General features: G+C 73.6%; 3 protein-coding genes (1 of these 3 running past the window's edge). 1 reads left to right on the top strand and 2 read right to left on the bottom strand.

The features are described 5' to 3' along the window. Positions 1 to 33 precede the first annotated feature (33 nt). Together QFW96_RS22245 and QFW96_RS22240 are read right to left on the bottom strand one after the other, a co-directional pair. Complete coding sequence (locus tag QFW96_RS22245; protein WP_281457645.1) at positions 34 to 1,890, bottom strand: ABC transporter ATP-binding protein; 1,857 nt, start codon at positions 1,888 to 1,890, stop codon at positions 34 to 36. Beyond that, positions 1,874 to 3,655 carry an ABC transporter ATP-binding protein gene (locus QFW96_RS22240; RefSeq protein WP_281457644.1) on the bottom strand — a complete coding sequence of 594 codons (1,782 nt, stop codon included), beginning with the start codon at positions 3,653 to 3,655 and terminating at the stop codon, positions 1,874 to 1,876. The genes QFW96_RS22245 and QFW96_RS22240 overlap by 17 nt, the downstream gene beginning before the upstream one ends. A 232-nt stretch (positions 3,656 to 3,887) precedes the next feature. On the opposite strand from QFW96_RS22240, the gene QFW96_RS22235 reads away from it, so the two are divergent. Further along, positions 3,888 to 18,171 carry the 5' portion of a type I polyketide synthase gene (locus QFW96_RS22235; protein WP_281457689.1) on the top strand. 13,028 nt of this gene lie beyond the right edge of the window, so only the first 14,284 of its 27,312 coding nucleotides appear in the window; the start codon lies at positions 3,888 to 3,890; its stop codon lies off the right edge, out of view.

Genomic DNA, 18,171 nt, shown 5'->3' with positions numbered 1-18,171 from the left:
CCCTAGTTTCCCAGGGAGATCAGGACACCGGGCTCAGGCCGCGTACAGCCGGGCGTAGTGGCCACCGGCCTCGAGGAGCTCGTGGTGGGTGCCGCGCTCGACGACCCGGCCGGAGTCCATGACCAGGATCAGGTCGGCGTGGCGGATGGTCGACAGCCGGTGGGCGATGACGAAGCTGGTGCGCCCGGCGCGCAGCGAGGCCATCGCCTGCTGGATGAGGACCTCGGTGCGGGAGTCCACGGAGCTGGTGGCCTCGTCCAGCAGCAGGATCGACGGACCGGCGAGGAAAGCCCGGGCCAGCGTGATGAGCTGGCGCTCACCCGCGCTGACGGCCGACGACTCGTCGTCGAGGACGGTGTCGTAGCCGTCGGGCAGCGAGCGCACGAAGCGGTCGACGCACATCGCCCGGGCCGCGTCGACGACCTCCTGGCGGGTCGCGCCGGGCCGTCCGTAGGCGATGTTGTCGGCGATGGTGCCGGAGAACAGCCACGAGTCCTGCGAGACCAGGCCGATCTGGGACCGCAGGTCCTCGCGGGTCATGGTGGCGACGTCGACGTCGTCGAGCAGGATCTTGCCCTCGTCGACCTCGTAGAACCGCAGCAGGAGGTTGCCCAGGGTCGACTTGCCCGCCCCCGTCGGGCCGACGATCGCGATGAGCTGCCCCGGCACGGCGGTCAGCGTCAGGTCCTCGATCAGCGGCGCGTGCGCCTCGTAGCGGAAGTCGACCCGCTGGAACTCCACCCGCCCGCGCACCCGGCCCGGCCGCACCGGTCGGGGTGGCGCGGGCCGCTGCTCGGGTTCGTCGAGGACCTCGAAGATCCGCCGGGCGGAGGCCATGCCGGACTGGAGCTGGGCGGAGAAGTTCGCCATGTCGATGATGGGCTGGGTGAACATGCTGGAGTACTGCATGAACGACTGCACGCTGCCGATCGACATCGAGCCGCCGGCCACCTGCAGCGCCCCGACCACGGCGACCATCACGTAGTTGAGGTCGGTGACGAACCGGGTGACCGGCCCGATCATCCCGGACAGCGTCTGCGCTTTCGACGATGCGTCGGAGAGGCCGTCGTTGTGCACGTCGAAGACGCGCTCGACGAACTCGCGGCGGCCGAAGGCCAGCACGGTCGAGTGCCCGGTGTAGATCTCCTCGACGTAGCCGTTGAGCGTGCCGGTGCGCTGCCACCGCTCGGCGAAGCGCGGTCGCGCCCGCCTGCTGATCCGCAGCGCCACGGCGGCCGCGACGAGCACGCTCACCAGCACCAGGCCCGCGAGCATCGGCGAGAGCCACACCATCACCGTCATCACGCCGACCACCGCGAACACCGAGTTGACCATGTGCCCGAGGGTCTGCTGCAGCGTGCGCTGGAGGTTGTCGACGTCGTTGGTGACCCGGCTGAGGACCTCGCCCCGCGAGTGGCGGTCGAAGTAGCCCAGCGGCAGCCGGGTCAGCTTCGCGCTCACCCGGTCCCGCAGCGCGAACATGGTGCGCTGCGCGATGAACGCGACGAGACGCCCCTGCCCGAGCATGCACAGCCCGCTGGCCACGTAGAGCGCGAGGATGACCAGCAGCAGCTGGAACAGCGCTTGGAAGTCCACGCCGTGGCCGGGGACGATGTCGGCGGTGCTGAGGACGTTCGCCAGCGTGTCCTCACCGCGGGCGCGCATCCCGGCGATCACGTCCTCCTTGGACGCTCCCAGCGGGAGCCCCCGGCTGACCACGCCCGCGAAGGCCATGTCGGTGGCGTTGCCGACGAGCTTCGGCCCGGCGAGGTTGAACGCCGTCGCCGCGGTGCCCAGCACCGCCACCAGCACCAGGCGGAACCGGTGCGGCCGCAGCAGGCCGAGCAGCCGCGTCACGTTCGACGACGGTCCGCTAGCCGCGCTGACCATGCAGGACTCCTCGGATGACTCGGCCGTCGCGGGGCGGGACCTCCTGCGGGAGCGCCTGGGAGTGCGCGATCTCCTGGTAGGTCCGGTTGCGGTGCAGCAGTTCGGCGTGCGTGCCGGTGCCCACCACGCGGCCCTGGTCGAGGACGACGATGCGGTCGGCGTTCTGCACGGCGCTGATCCGCTGCGCGACGACGATCATGGTCGCGTTCGGGACGGCGCGCCCCAGCGCTTCGCGCAGCCGCGCCTCGGTGGTGCGGTCCAGGGCGGAGAAGCTGTCGTCGAGCAGGTAGATCTCGGGGCGCAGCACCAGGGCTCGGGCGATCGCGAGGCGTTGCCGCTGCCCGCCGGAGAGGTTCGAGCCGCCTTGGGTGACGCGTGCGCTGAGCATGCCGGGCAGCCGCTCCACGAAGTCTCGCGCCTGGGCGATCTCGAGGGCGTGCCACAGCTCGCGGTCGCGGGCGATGGGTCTGCCGTAGCAGAGGTTCGAGGCGATGGTGCCGCTGAACATCTGCGGTTCCTGCGGCACGATGCCGATCACCGAGTGCAGCGCTTCCGGGTCGTACTCGCGCACGTCGATGCCGTTGACGTGGACGCTGCCGCTGGTGGTGTCGTAGAGCCGCAGCGCGAGGTTGAGCAGGGTCGTCTTGCCGCTGCCGGTGCTGCCGACGATCGCCACGGTCTGGCCGGGTTCGGCGACGAGCTCGACGTCGTGGAGCACGGGTGCCGACGCGCCGGGGTACCGGAACCCGGCGGCCCGGATCCGCAGCTGCCCGTGCAGCCGGGAACCGCGGACCGGGTGCTCGGGCACCGGCACGCTCGTCCCGGTGTCGAGGACCTCCTGGACGCGGCGCACCGACACCGCGGCGCGCGGCAGGTCGGCGAACACGACGGTGGCCATGATGATCGCGGTGATGATCAGCGTCACGTAGCCCAGCAGCGCCGAGATCGACCCCAGTTGGGCCTGGCCCGCGTCGATGCGCTGGGTGGCGAACCAGATGATCGGCAGCGTCGCGGTGTTCATCAGCATCATGACCACCACCGGGATCGTGGCCATCATGCGCCCGACCTTCATCCCGACGCCGAACAGCTCGGTGTTGGCCTCGCCGAACCGGGCGCGCTCGTGGTCGTCGCGGACGAAGGCGCGGATGATGCGGATGCCGGAGATCTGCTCGCGCAGCAACCGGTTGATGCTCTCCACGCCCCGCTGCATCCGCCCGTAGGTGGGGCTGATGCGCACCAGGATCACCGTCAGCCCGACCACCAGGACCATCACGAGCGCGACGATGATCAGCGACAGCGACACGTCCTGCACCAGCGCCATCACCACGCCGCCGACGCAGGTGATGGTCGCGGCGACGGCGATGTCGAGCAGGGTGACCACCAGCGCCTGGACCTGCTGGACGTCGTTGGTGGTGCGGGTGATCAGCGACGGGGCGCCGAACCGGGCGACCTCGCGGGCCGAGACGCCCATGACCCGGCGGAACACCCGCGAGCGCAGGTCGCGGCCGAGCGCGGCCGCCACCCGCGCGCCCAGCGCCGCCGCACCGATCGCGGCGAGGATCTGCAGCAGCGCCACCCCGATCATCGCGGTGCCGAGCGTGCGGATGGCGTCGATGTCGCCGCGCACCACGCCGCGGTCGACGACCAGCGAGTAGAAGGTCGGCTGCAGCAGCGTGGCCATCGTCTGAACGACCTGCAGCACCAGCAGGACCAGCAGAGCGCGCCGGTACGGCCGGAGATGGGTCTTCAAGAAGGAGATCAGCAATCGGCACTCTCCGATGGCGGTCAGCGGGCCTCGCGCCAGGAGACCTCACCCCGGTGCCGGGGAATCCCTAGATTTCGCGGCGCTCGCGCCGATCCCCGAGCGGCCAGGCGAGAACTAGGGGTTTCTGAGCCATTGCTGCACAACACTTCCCGGCGGGTCGATCCTCCTGCGTGATCGCGTCCTGGCCCGGTGGGCCGTGACAACGGGCGTCGTCGAGATGGGTTTGGTGGAGATGGACAACGAGCAGAAGCTCCGGGACTACCTGCGGCGGGCCAGCGCGGACCTCCAGCGGACCCGGCGGCGGTTGCGCGACGTGGAGGCCGCGGCGCAGGAACCCATCGCCGTCGTCGGTATCGGCTGCCGCTACCCGGGCGGGATCACCGGCCCGGAGGACCTGTGGCGCATGGTGTCCTCCGGCGAGCACGGCGTGGGGGAGTTCCCCGACGACCGCGGCTGGGACCCGGAACTGCTCGCGATGTCGTCCACCGACCAGGGCGGTTTCCTGCGCGGCGCAGGTGATTTCGACGCCGACTTCTTCGGCATCTCGCCGCGCGAGGCGCTGGGCATGAACCCGCAGCAGCGGGTGGTGCTCGAGGTGACCTGGGAGGCGCTGGAGCGCGCCGGGATCGACCCGCACACCATCAAGGGCACCGAGACCGCGGTGTTCATCGGCGCGATGAACCAGGACTACCAGGTCGCGCCCGGCGAGGGCGCCGAGGGCGCGGCGCTGCTGGGCAGTTCGCAGAGCGTCATCTCCGGCCGCATCGCCTACGCGCTGGGTCTGGTCGGCCCGGCGGTCACGTTGGACACGGCGTGCTCGTCGTCGCTGGCGGCGATGCACATGGCCGCGCACGCGCTGCGCCACGGCGAGTGCTCGATGGCGCTGGCCGGTGGTGTGACGGTGATGTCGAACCCGGCTACGTTCATCGAATTCAGCCGCCAAGGCGGGTTGTCCTCGGACGGCCGCTGCCGCTCGTTCGCCGATGCCGCGGACGGCACCGGCTGGGCCGAGGGCGCCGGCGTGCTGGTGCTGGAGCGGTTGTCCGACGCGCAGCGCAACGGCCACGAGGTCCTGGCGGTGATGCGGGGTTCGGCGGTGAACCAGGACGGCGCGTCCAACGGGCTCACCGCGCCCAACGGTCCGTCGCAGCAGCGGGTGATCCAGCAGGCGCTGGTCAACGCGCGGCTGACCGCCGACCAGATCGATGCCGTGGAGGCGCACGGCACGGGCACGACGCTGGGCGATCCGGTCGAGGCGCAGGCGCTGCTGGCCACCTACGGGCGCCAGCGCGACGCGGACCGGCCGCTGCTGCTGGGCTCGGTGAAGTCCAACATCAGCCACACGCAGGCCGCCGCCGGTGTGGCCGGCGTGATCAAGATGATCATGGCGATGCGGCACGGGATCGTGCCGAGCACGCTGGGCGTCGACGAGCCGTCGTCGCACGTGGACTGGTCCGCGGGCGCGGTGCGGCTGGTCACCGAGAACACGCCGTGGCCGGAGACCGGTGAGCCGCGTCGTGCGGCGGTGTCCTCGTTCGGGCTCAGCGGCACCAACGCGCACACCATCATCGAGCAGGCCCCCGAACCCGAGGAGCAGGGCGGGGACGGGCCGGAAACCCCGTCGGTGCCGGACGTTCCGGTGGTCCCGGTTCTGGTGTCCGGCCGCAGCCCCGCCGCGCTCCAGGAGCAGGCCGCGCGTCTGTCCACTGTGGATGAAGATTTGCTGGACCTCGGGTTCTCCACGGCGACGACCCGGTCCAGTTTCGAGCAGCGGGCGGTCGTACTGGCTGATAACACTGAGAGTTTCACCGCTGCGCTCGACGAGCTGGCTCGCGGCGAGGCCGGGTCCCGGGTGGTGCGGGGCGTCGCGCAGGGCCGCGGCAAGCTGGCGCAGCTGTTCACCGGCCAGGGCGCGCAGCACCCGGGCATGGGCCGCGAGCTGCACGCCCGGTTCCCGGTGTTCGCCGAAGCCCTGGACGAGGTCCTCGACCAGCTCGACCCGGCCGTCCGCGAGGTCATGTGGGGCACCGACGCCGACCGGCTGGCGCGCACCGAGTTCGCCCAGCCCGCGCTGTTCGCCGTCGAGGTCGCGCTGCACCGGCTAGTCGAATCCTGGGGGATCAAGCCCGATTTCGTCGCGGGCCACTCGATCGGCGAGATCGCCGCCGCGCACGTCGCGGGCGTGTTCTCGCTGGCCGACGCCGCGAAGCTCGTCACCGCGCGCGGCAGGCTCATCCAGGCGCTGCCCCCGGGCGGCGCGATGCTGGCCGTGACCGCGACCGAAGCCGAGATCCAGCCCCACCTCGACGCGGTCCCGGCCGACGCCGCGTCGATCGCCGCCATCAACAGCCCGCGCTCGCTGGTCGTGTCCGGTACCGAGGACGCCGTCGCCGCCGTCGAGGCCGCCTGCGCCGCCGAGAACCGCAGGACCAGCCGCCTGCACGTCTCCCACGCCTTCCACTCGCCGCTGGTCGAACCCGCGCTCGACGAGTTCCGCGCCGTCCTCGAAGGACTCTCGATCGAGGCGCCGAGAATCCCGCTGGTGTCCACGGTGACCGGTGAGCAGGTGCGGCTGGAGCAGGTCACCTCCGTCGACTACTGGGTGGACCAGGTCCGTCGCGCCGTGCGCTTCGCCGACGGCGTGGCCTGGATGCACGACCACGGCGTCACGACCTTCCTCGAACTGGGCCCCGACGGGGTCCTGTCGGCGATGGTGCAGGAGTGCGTGGACTCCTCCGCCGTGCCCGCGCTGCGCTCCGGCCGTCCCGAGGTCGAGACGATCACCGCCGCGCTGGCGTCCGCGCACGTGCGCGGCATCGCCGTGGACTGGGCCGCGTACTTCGCCGGGACCGGCGCACGTCGCGTCGACCTGCCCACCTACGCCTTCCAGCGCAAGCGGTTCTGGCCGAAGAGCGGCGGTTTCGGCTTCGCCGACCCGCGGCTGGCCGGGCTCGGCACCGCGCACCACCCGCTGCTGTCGGCGGCGGTGTCGCTGGCCGACTCCGACGGGGTGCTGCTCACCGGCAGGCTCTCGCGGCAATCGCACCCGTGGCTGGTGGACCACGTGGTCGACGGCGCGGTGCTGCTGCCGGGCACGGCGTTCGTCGAGCTGGCGATCCGCGCCGGTGACGAGGTCGGCTGCGACCGCGTCGACGAGCTCACGCTCACCGCGCCGCTGGTGCTGCCCGAGCGCGGGGCGGTGCAGGTGCAGCTGTGGATCGGCAAGCCCGACGCCGCCGGGCAGCGCTCGGTGACGGTCTACTCGCGGCCGGAGTCCGAGGACGAGCAGCCGTGGACGCAGCACGCGAGCGGCACGCTCGCGGCGGGGGCGACTGGGGCGGGGGCGACTGAGACAGGGGCGACCGGGGCGGGGATGAGTGGGGCCTCGTTCGACGCCGAGACCTGGCCGCCCGCCGACGCCGCAGCGCTCGACGTCGACGGCTGCTACGAGCGCTTCGCCGAGCGCGGTTTCGCCTACGGCCCGGCGTTCCAGGGCTTGCGCGCCGCGTGGCGCGGCGCCGACGGCGAGGTGTTCGCCGAGGTCGAGCTGCCCGAGGACGTCGAGCTGTCCGAGTTCGGCCTGCACCCGGCGCTGCTGGACTCGGCGCTGCACGCCGCCCAGGTCGCGGGCCTCGGCGAGTCCGGTGTCCCGTTCTCCTGGGAAGGCGTGTCGCTGCACGCCTCCGGTGCCACGACGTTGCGCGTGCGCCTGACCCTGGGCGACGACGGAGCCCTGGCCGTCGCGGCCGCCGACGGTGCGGGCGCGCTGGTCGCCACGGTGGACTCCCTGGTCATCCGCCCGGCCGCAGGCGCCCCCGCGGGCGCGCAGGACCGCGACTCCCTGTTCAGGATCGACCTGGTCCCGGTCGCGGACCGGTCCCCGGAGGCCGCAGGTGTCGCGGTGCTGGGGGAGGACGTCTTCGGGCTGAGCGAAGGCTCTCCCGACGGGACCGACGGGGCCGGCGGGGCCGACGTGGTCGTGGTGCCGGTCGTGGGCGGCGACGACGTCGCGGCCTCGGCGCACGAGGCCGCCGCGCGGGCGCTGGAGATCGTCCAGGAGCACCGGGCCGAGCGGGTCGTGTTCGTGGCGCGCACCGGAGACCTCGCGGCGTCCACCGTGCGAGGGCTGGTCGGCTCGGCGCAGGCCGAGCACCCCGGCGCTTTCGGGTTCGTGGAGCTCGACGGCACCGAGGAGTCGCGGGCCGCCCTGCCGCGAGTGCTGCTGTCCGAGGAACCGCAGCTGGTGCTGCGCGAGGGCGAGATCCGCGCGCCCCGGCTGGCGCGTGCCGAGTCGGTCCCGACCAGTGCTCCGACCTGGGAAGGCACCGTTCTCATCACCGGTGGGACCGGAGGCCTGGGCGGGGTTCTCGCCCGGCACCTGGTCATCGAGCACGGGGTGCGGGACCTGCTGCTGGTGAGCCGTCGCGGTCTGGCCGGCGAGCTCGTCGACGAGCTGACCGGGCTGGGTGCCCGGGTGCAGGTCGCCGCCTGCGACGTCGCCGACCGGGACGCGCTGGCCGCGCTGCTCGACCAGCACGAGATCGGCGCCGTGGTGCACGCCGCCGGCGTGCTCGACGACGGCGTCGTCGACGCGCTCACCCCCGAACGCCTGCACGCCGTGCTGCGGCCGAAGGTCGACGCCGCGTGGAACCTGCACGAGCTCACCCGCGACGAGGCGCTGTCGGCGTTCGTCCTGTTCTCCTCGGCCGCCGGTGCTTTCGGCAACGCCGGTCAGGGCAACTACGCCGCGGCCAACGTCTTCCTCGACGCGCTCGCCGAGCACCGCCATGCCCAGGGCCTGCCCGCCGTGTCGCTGGCGTGGGGCGCCTGGCAGCAGGACGGCATGCTCTCCGACGCCGAGGCCGAGCGCATGGCCCGCGTCGGCATGCCGCCGCTGCCCGTGGACGACGGCCTGCGGCTGTTCGACTCCGCGATCGCCGGGGACCGGCCCGTGGTGGTCCCCGCCAAGCTGGACCTGGCCACGATGCGCGGCCGCGGCGAGGTTCCCGCACTGCTGCGCGGCCTCGTGCGCACCCGCACCCGTCGTCGCGCCGCCGGGTCGCAGACCGCCGACACGCTCGTCCAGCGGCTGTCCGGCATGTCCGAGGACGACCGCGGCAGCGCCGTGCTGGACCTCGTGCGGGGCCGCGTGGCTGCCGTGCTCGGGCACGCGAGCGCCGACGACGTCGATGCCGAGCGGCAGTTCCAGGACCTGGGTTTCGACTCGCTGACCGCCGTCGAGCTGCGCAACCAGCTCACCGCCGTCACCGGGCTGCGACTGCCCGCGACGATGGTGTTCGACTACCCGACGCCCGCCGCGCTGGCCGCGCACCTGCTCGGCGAGCTGCTCGACGAGCAGGTCGAGGCCCGCCCCGGCACCGTCGCCCGCGCCGCCACCGAGGACGACCCGATCGTGCTGGTCGGCATGGGCTGCCGGTACCCGGGCGGGGTCGGTTCGCCGGACGAGCTGTGGCGGCTCGTCGACGAGGGCGGCGACGCGGTCTCCGGGCTGCCCACCAACCGCGGCTGGGACTTGGAACGGCTGTACCACCCGGACCCGGACCACCCGGGCACCTCCTACGCGCGGTTCGGCGGGTTCCTGCACGACGCGGGCGAGTTCGACGCCGGGTTCTTCGGCATGTCCCCGCGCGAGGCGCTGGCCACCGACGCGCAGCAGCGGTTGTTGCTCGAAACCACCTGGGAGGCCATCGAGCACGCCGGGATCGACCCGCGTTCGCTGCGCGGCACGCCGACCGGTGTCTTCGCCGGCGTCATGTACAGCGACTACGGCGCGGGCCTGGGCGGGGAGGCCGAGGGCTTCCAGGGCAGCGGTACCTCTCCGAGCGTCGTCTCCGGCCGCGTCTCCTACGCGCTGGGCCTGGAGGGTCCGGCGGTCACGGTCGACACCGCGTGCTCGTCGTCGCTGGTCGCGATGCACTGGGCGATGCAGGCGCTGCGCGCGGGCGAGTGCTCGCTGGCGCTGGCCGGTGGTGTGACGGTGATGTCGACGCCGACCGCGCTCATCGAGTTCTCCCGGCAGCGCGGCTTGTCCCCGGACGGCCGCTGCAAGGCCTTCTCCGACTCCGCCGACGGCGTCGGCTGGTCCGAGGGCGTCGGCGTCGTGGTGCTGGAGCGGCTCTCCGACGCCCGCCGCAACGGCCACCGGGTCCTCGGCGTGGTGCGGGGCAGCGCGGTCAACCAGGACGGGGCCTCCAACGGCCTGATGGCGCCGAACGGTCCCGCGCAGCAGCGCGTGATCCGCGCCGCGCTGGCCGGCGCGAACCTCGAACCGTCAGATGTGGACGTCGTCGAGGCGCACGGAACCGGCACCTCGCTGGGCGACCCGATCGAGGCGCAGGCGCTGCTGGCGACCTACGGCCAGGACCGGGACGAGGCCCTGCTGCTCGGTTCGGTCAAGTCGAACATGGGCCACACGCAGGCCGCCGCCGGTGTCGCCGGGGTCATCAAGATGGTGCAGGCGATGCGCCACGGCGTGCTGCCCAAGACCTTGCACGTCGACGCCCCGTCGTCGCGTGTGGACTGGTCCGAGGGCGCGGTGGAGATCCTCGCCGAGCGCGCGGAGTGGCCTCGGAGCGACCGCCCGCGCCGGGCCGGGATCTCGTCGTTCGGCATCAGCGGCACCAACGCGCACCTGATCATCGAGCAGCCGCCGGAAGAGCCGGAGAAGCCCGCGCCGGACGAACTCGGCGCCGTTCCGGTGCTGCTGTCGGCGCGGACCCGCCACGGCGTGCGCGCGCAGGCCGCGCGGCTGCGCGCCCACCTGGATTCCCAGGACACCGCGCTGACCGATCTGGGCTTCTCGCTGGCCACCTCGCGCACTGCGTTCGAACAGCGCGCCGCCATCGTCGCCGACGACCGCGAGGTGCTGCTGCGCGCGCTGGACGCGCTGGCCGCCGACCGCTCCGATCCGGCCGTGGTCACCGGCGATGCCGAGACCGGCCGCACGGCGTTCCTGTTCTCCGGCCAGGGCTCGCAGCGCCTGGGCGCGGGCCGCGAGCTGCACGCCCGGTTCCCGGTGTTCGCCGAAGCCTTCGACGAGGTCCTCGACCGGTTCGACCCGGGCGTCCGCGAGGTCGTGTGGGGCGAGGACGCGGACCTGCTGAACGAGACCGGCCACGCCCAGCCCGCGCTGTTCGCGATCGAGGTCGCGCTGTTCCGCCTGGTCGAATCCTTCGGCGTGCGGCCGCGCTCCCTGGCCGGGCACTCGGTCGGTGAGATCGCCGCGGCGCACGTGGCGGGTGTGCTGTCGCTGGACGACGCCTGCCGGATGGTGTCCGCGCGCGCCTCGCTGATGCAGGCGCTGCCCACCGGTGGCGCGATGGTCTCGGTGCAGGCCGGTGAGGCCGAGGTGGCCCCGCATCTGACCGAGGGCGTGTCGATCGCGGCGGTCAACGGCCCGGACGCGGTGGTCATCGCGGGTGTCGAGGCCGAGGTGCTGGATCTGGCGCAGCGCTGGAAGTCCAAGCGGCTCAGGGTGTCCCACGCGTTCCACTCGCCGCTGATGGATCCGGTGCTGGACGATTTCCGGGCTGTCGTGGAGGGTTTGGAGTTCCACGAGCCGCAGATCCCGCTCGTCGTGACCGGCGATGTCACCTCGCCGGAGCACTGGGTGCGGCACGTCCGGGAGACCGTGCGCTTCGCCGACAACGTGGCTTCGCTGCGCGAGGACGGGGTCACGACGTTCCTGGAGATCGGCCCCGGGGGCGCGCTGTCGGCGCTGGTCGAGGACTGCGTGCCGGTGCTGCGCGCCGACCGCGACGAGCCGGCGTCGCTGCTCACCGCGCTGGCCCGCGCGCACGTGCGCGGGGTGCGGGTCGACTGGGCCGCGCACTTCGCCGGAACCGGTGCGCGGCGCGTCGACCTGCCCACCTACGCCTTCCAGCACGAGCACTACTGGCCGGTCCCCACCGGCGGCCCCGCCCTGACCGGCGGGCTCAGCCAGTCCGACCCGAGCGACACGCGGCTGTGGGCCGCGGTCGAGCGCGGTGACGCCGCCGAGCTGGCGGCCGTGCTGGGCCTGGACCTCGACGACCGCTCGCAGCTGGACGCGCTGCTTCCGGCGCTGTCGTCGTGGCGGAAGGGCAACCAGGACAAGGCGCTGCTCGACACCTGGCGCTACCGGGTGCTGTGGGCCCCGTTGCGCGCGGCGGACGCCCCCGCGCTGGAAGGGCATTGGCTGCTGCTGGCCTCCTCGGCCGCCCAGGAGGGACTGGTCGGGCCGGTGCGCGAGGCGCTCACCTCAGCCGGCGCCGAGGTGTCGGTGGTGCTGCTCGACGAGACCTGCCTGGATCCGGAGGTGCTGGCCGAGCGGCTCACCGACTGCGCCGGAGCGGTGTCGCTGCTCGCCCTCGACGAGACCCGTTGCGCCGAGAACCCCGCGCTGTCGGTCGGTCTCGGCCTCACCCTCGCGCTCGCCCAGACCCTCGACGCTCCGCTGTGGACGGTCACGCGGGGCGCGGTGAGCACCGGCCCCGCCGATGAGATCGCGTCGGTCGCGCAGGCCGCGATCTGGGGCTTCGGCCGGGTCGCCGCCCTGGAGCACCCCGAGCGGTGGGCGGGCGTGATCGACCTGCCCGAGGTCGTCGACGAGCGCGCCGCCCAGCGCCTGGTCGCCGCCGTCGCCGGACTCGGCCGCGACCGCACCGAGGACCAGGTGGCGATCCGCCCTAGCGGCCTGCTCGGCAGGCGCTTGGCGCGGCGCACCGTCGACGCGCTGCCGTCCCGCGACTCCTACGCCGGGCGCGGCACCGTCCTGATCACCGGCGGCACCGGCGCGCTCGGCGCCGAAACCGCCCGCTGGCTCGCCCGCAGCGGCGTCGAGCGCCTTGTGCTCACCAGCCGCCGGGGCGCCGAGGCGCCCGGAGCCGCCGAGCTGCGCGCCGAACTGGAAGCCCTCGGCCCGCGCGTGGACGTCGTGGCCTGCGACGTCGCCGACCACGTCGCCGTGTCGGAACTGCTCGCTGACCTCGACGACCCCGACCTCCCCGAGCTGACCGGTGTCGTGCACGCGGCCGGGGTCGGTCAGGCCGCTCCGCTGGCGCAGACCTCGTACACCGAGTTCGCCGACGTGCTCTCGGCGAAGGTCCTCGGCGCGCTGCACCTGCACCACCTGCTCGGCTACCGCGACCTGGACCTGTTCGTGCTGTTCGGTTCGATCGCCGGGGTCTGGGGCAGCGGCGGGCAGAGCGCCTACGCCGCCGGGAACGCGCTGCTGGACGCCCTCGCCGAGCAGCGCCGGGCGAGCGGCCTCACCGCGACCTCCGTGTCGTGGGGCCCGTGGGCCGAATCCGGGATGGCCACCCACGAAGCGGTGGCCGACGACCTGTCGCGCCGCGGCCTGGCCCCGCTGCCGCCGCAGCAGGCGATCACCGAGCTCAACCGCGCCGCGGTGCAGGGCGACACCACGGTCACCGTCGCCGACGTCGACTGGGAGCAGTTCCACCCGGTCTTCACCGCGATGCGGCCCAGCGCGCTGCTCGCCGACCTGCCGGACGTGCGCGCGCTGGCCGAGACCGCCGAGACCGGCGGGTCGGCCGACGACTCCGACCTGGCCCGGCGACTGCGCGAGATGGCCTCGGGCGACCGGGAGCGCCACGTCCTCGACCTGGTGCGCGCCGAGGCCGCCGCGGTGCTCGGGCACAGCTCCGCCGAGGAGGTGGGGGAGCAGCGCGCCTTCCGCGACATCGGCTTCGACTCGCTGACCGCCGTGGAGCTGCGCAAGAAGCTCGCCACCGCGACCGGCCTGTCGCTGCCCGCGACGCTGGTGTTCGATCACCCGACTCCGAAGGTGCTCGCCGAGCACCTGGTGGCCGAGCTCATCGGGAGCGGGGCCGACGACCTGGCGCGGCGGCCGCAGCTGGACGGTTCCACCGACGAGCCGATCGCGATCATCGGCATGAGCTGCCGCTTCCCCGGCGGCGCCGGCACTCCCGAGGAGTTCTGGGAGCTCATCAAGAACGGCACCGACGCGATCACGGAGTTCCCGAACGACCGGGGCTTCGACATCGCGGCCCTGCACGATCCGGACCCCGACCACCCCGGCACCACCTACACCACCGCGGGCGGCTACCTCGACGACGCCGCCGAGTTCGACCCGGGCTTCTTCGGCATCTCCCCGCGCGAAGCCCTCGGCATGGACCCGCAGCAGCGGCTGCTGCTGGAGTCCACGTGGGAGGCCGTCGAACGCGCCGGCATCGACCCGGCCGCGCTGCGCGGCACCAGCACGGGCGCGTTCATCGGCTCCAGCTACATCGAGTACGGCGGCGGGGACGGTGCCTCCGAGGGCTACCAGGTCACCGGCAGCAGCCCGAGCGTGCTGTCCGGCCGCGTGTCCTACCTGTTCGGCCTGGAGGGGCCCGCCGTCACCGTCGACACCGCCTGCTCGTCGTCGCTGGTGGCGCTGCACCTGGCCTGCCAGTCGCTGCGCAGCGGCGAGAGCAGCTTCGCGCTGGCGGGCGGCGTCACGGTGATGCCCAACCCCAAGCCCCTCATCGCCTTCAGCCAGCAGCGCGCGCTGGCCGCCGACGGCCGCTGCAAGGCCTTCTCCGACTCGGCCGACGGCATGATCCTCTCCGAGGGCATCGGCGTGCTGCTGGTGGAGCGGCTCTCCGACGCCGAGCGCAACGGGCACCCGGTGCTGGCCGTGGTGCGCGGCTCGGCGATCAACCAGGACGGCGCCTCCAACGGCCTGTCCGCGCCGAACGGTCCCTCGCAGCGGCGGGTCATCGCGCAGGCGCTGGCCAACGCGGGCGTCGAACCGTCCGATGTGGACGTCGTTGAGGCGCACGGCACCGGCACCGCGCTCGGCGACCCGATCGAGGCGCAGGCGCTGCTGGCGACCTACGGGCAGCACCGCGACGCCGACCGCCCGCTGCTGGTCGGGTCGGTGAAGTCCAACATCGGCCACGCGCAGTCCGCCGCGGGCGTGGCCGGCGTGATCAAGATGGTGATGGCGCTGCAGGAGGGCGTGCTGCCGCGCACGCTGCACTGCGACACGCCGTCCTCCCACGTCGACTGGGATTCCGGCGCGGTGTCGCTGCTGCACGACGACCAGCGGTGGCCGGAGACGGGGCGGGCGCGGCGCTGCGCCGTGTCGTCGTTCGGGATCAGCGGGACCAACGCCCACGTCGTGCTGGAGGGTGCGGGGGAAGTTTTCATGAAAACTTCCCCCACCACCCACCCCCAGAACGAGACCCCGGAGACCCCGGAGACCTCGGAGACACCGGTCCTGTGGACGATCTCGGCGAAGACGCCGCGTGCGCTGGACGCCCAGATCGAGCGGGTGCGGCGGGTCGAGGCCGATCCGGCTGATGTCGGGTACTCGCTGACGCTGCGGTCGCAGCTGGAGCAGCGGGCCGTGCTGCTCGACGGGGCCGAGGTCGCACGCGGTGTCGCCGACGTCGACTCCAAGGTGACGTTCGTCTTCCCCGGTCAGGGCGCGCAGTGGGTCGGCATGGGCGCGCAGCTGCTCGACGAGTCGCCCGCGTTCGCCGACCGCTTCTACGAGTGCGCCGCCGCGCTCGCCCCGTTCACCGACTTCTCGCTGGTCGACGTGGTGCGCAACGGCGAATCGCTGGACCGCGTGGACGTCGTGCAGCCCGCGACCTGGGCCGTGATGGTGTCGCTTGCCGAGGTGTGGCGCGCCCACGGCGTCGAACCCGACGCGGTCATCGGCCACTCGCAGGGCGAGATCGCCGCCGCCTGCGTGGCCGGTGCGCTGTCGCTGCAGGACGCCGCGCGCGTCGTCGCGCTGCGCAGCAAGGCCATCGCGGGCGCACTGGCGGGGCGCGGCGGCATCGCCTCCGTCGCGCTGCCCGCCGCCGAGGTCGAACCCCGCCTGGCCGCCTGGGACGGTCGCGTGTCGCTGGCCGCCACCAACGGCCCGCGCTCGGTGGCGATCTCGGGCGACCTGGACGCGCTCGACGAGCTGTGCGCGACGCTGGTCGAGGAGGGCGTGCGGGTCCGCCGCATCGAGGTGGACTACGCCTCGCACTCCCGGCACGTCGAGGACCTGCACGACGAGCTGCTGCGCGAGCTGGCGCCGATCCGCCCGCAGCGGCCGGACGTGCCGTTCTTCTCCACGGTCACCGGCGAACGCCTCGACGGCGCCGACACCGACGCCGAGTACTGGTACCGCAACCTGCGCCGGACGGTGCGGTTCACCGAGACCGTCGACGCGCTGCTGGAGACGGGGCACCGGGCGTTCGTCGAGGTCTCCGCGCACCCGGTGCTCACGCCGGGCGTGCAGGACGCGATCGACGACGCCGAGGTCCGCGCGGTCGCCTGCGGCACGCTGCGCCGCGACGCGGGCGGCACCGACCGGGTGCTGACCTCGCTGGCGGAGGCGTTCGTGCGCGGCGTCGCGGTCGACTTCTCGCCGCACTTCGAGGGCGCCCGGCGGGTGGACCTGCCGACCTACCCGTTCCAGCGGGAGCGGTTCTGGATCGAGCCCGCGGTGCCGGGTCGGCACGGCCAGGCCGGGGGAGGAGCGAACGACCCGGCCGACGCCGAGTTCTGGGCCGCCGTCGAGCAGTCCGACCTCGCCGCACTGACCTCCAGCCTGCACGTCGACGAGGAATCCCTGGCCGCCGTGCTGCCCGCGCTGCACTCGTGGCGCGAACGCAGCCGCGAGAAGTCCACAACGGACTCCTGGCGCTACCGCGTCACCTGGAAACCGCTGCGCGGGCTGCAGGACGCGACGCTCAACGGGACCTGGCTGCTGGTCGGCGCCGAAAGCGGCCCGGAGAACAGCCCGGAGAACAGCCCGGAGAGCGGCCCGGAGAGCGGCGCCGCTGACGACGTGCGCTCCGCGCTGGCCGAGAACGGCGCCGACGTGCGGAGCCTGGTCCTCGACGAGACCTGCGCGGACCGCGCGGTGCTGGCCGAGCGGCTCGGCGAGCTCGACGGGATCGAACTCGCCGGTGTCGTGTCGGTGCTGCCCTCGGCCGAGGAACCGGCCGAGACCACCGCCGAGCTGCCGCTGGGACTGGTGCTCACGGTCGCGCTGATCCAGGCCCTCGGTGACGCCGGGATCGACGCGCCGCTGTGGAACATCACCCGCGACGCCGTCGCCACCGGCCGCGCCGATGCGGTGGCGCACCCGACGCAGGCGCTGGCGCTGGGTCTGGGCTGGTCGGCCGCGCTGGAGCACCCGCAGCGCTGGGGCGGGTCGATCGACCTGCCCGTCGAGCTCGACCCGCGCGCCGCCCGCCGGTTCGCCGCCGCGCTCGCCCGGCCCGGCGACGAGGACCAGATCGCCGTGCGCGCCAATGGAGTCCTCGCCCGCCGCGTCGTCCACGCCCCGGCCCGCGCCGACCGAACCGACCTGGCCGACCGCGCCGACCGCGCCGACCAGTGGACGCCGCGCGGCACCACGCTGATCACCGGCGGCACCGGCACCCTCGGCCCGCACGTCGCCCGCTGGCTGGCGCACCTGGGCGCCGAGCACCTCGTGCTCACCAGCCGCAGCGGCCCGGACGCGCCCGGCGCCGCCGAACTCGCCGCCGAACTGCGCGAACTCGGCACCCCGGCCACGGTCGTGGCCTGCGACGTCGCCGACCGCGACGCCGTGGCCGGGCTGCTCGACGACCTGCGCGCCGACGGTCACCAGCTGCGCGCGGTCGTGCACGCCGCCGCCACCATCGGCCTGTACCCGATCGAGGACGCCACCGTCGAGGTCCTCGACGAGGTGCTGCGCGCCAAGGTCCACGGCGCCCGCAACCTCGACGAGCTCGTCGAGCACGACCTCGACGCGTTCGTCCTGTTCTCGTCGGTGTCGGGCATGTGGGGCAGCGGCGACCACGCCGCCTACGTCGCGGGCAACGCCTACCTCAACTCGCTGGCCTGCCACCGCCGCGCCCGCGGCCTGCGCGCCACCGCGATCTCCTGGGGCATCTGGTCGGACGACCTGGGCCTCGGCCGCGTCGACCCGGAGCAGATCCGGCGCAGCGGCCTGGAGTTCATGAAGGCCGAGCTGGCGCTGGGCTCGCTGCAGCGGGCGATCGAGGACGACGAGACGGAGCTGGCCCTCGCCCACGTCGCCTGGGACCGCTACCACCCGGTGTTCACCGCGGCCCGGCCGACGACGCTGTTCGACGAGATCCCCGAGGTCCGCGAGCTCACCGCCGCCGAGCAGACCCGGGCCGCCGACGGCGGCGCCGCGGCCGCGCTGCGCGCGCTGCCCGCGGTCGAGCGCAGGCAGGCCGTGCTGCAGCTGGTGCGCGCCGAGGCCGCGAAGGTCCTCGGCCACAGCAGTCCCGACGCGCTGCCGGAGGACCGCGCGTTCCGCGAGGTCGGCTTCGACTCGATCACCGCCGTCGACCTGCGCAACCGGCTGGCCACCGCCACCGGTCTGCGGCTGGCCACGACGATGGTCTTCGACCACCCGAGCGCGCTGGCGCTCACCGAGCACCTGCTGGCGCAGATCGGCGGCGGCGAGACCCGCCGCGACACCCCGGTGGTCGCCTCGGTCACCGACGACGAGCCGATCGCCATCG

The organism is Saccharopolyspora ipomoeae (assembly GCF_029952525.1).
Taxonomy (GTDB): domain Bacteria; phylum Actinomycetota; class Actinomycetes; order Mycobacteriales; family Pseudonocardiaceae; genus Saccharopolyspora; species Saccharopolyspora ipomoeae.
The sequence above is the reverse complement of the archived record's forward strand: the minus strand, read 5'-3'. Positions and strand labels throughout refer to the sequence as shown.

Coding starts and splice junctions, on each gene's coding strand:
- QFW96_RS22245 (WP_281457645.1), bottom strand. CDS start 1,890: ATGGTCAGCGCGGCTAGCGGACCGTCGTCGAACGTGACGCGGCTGCTC.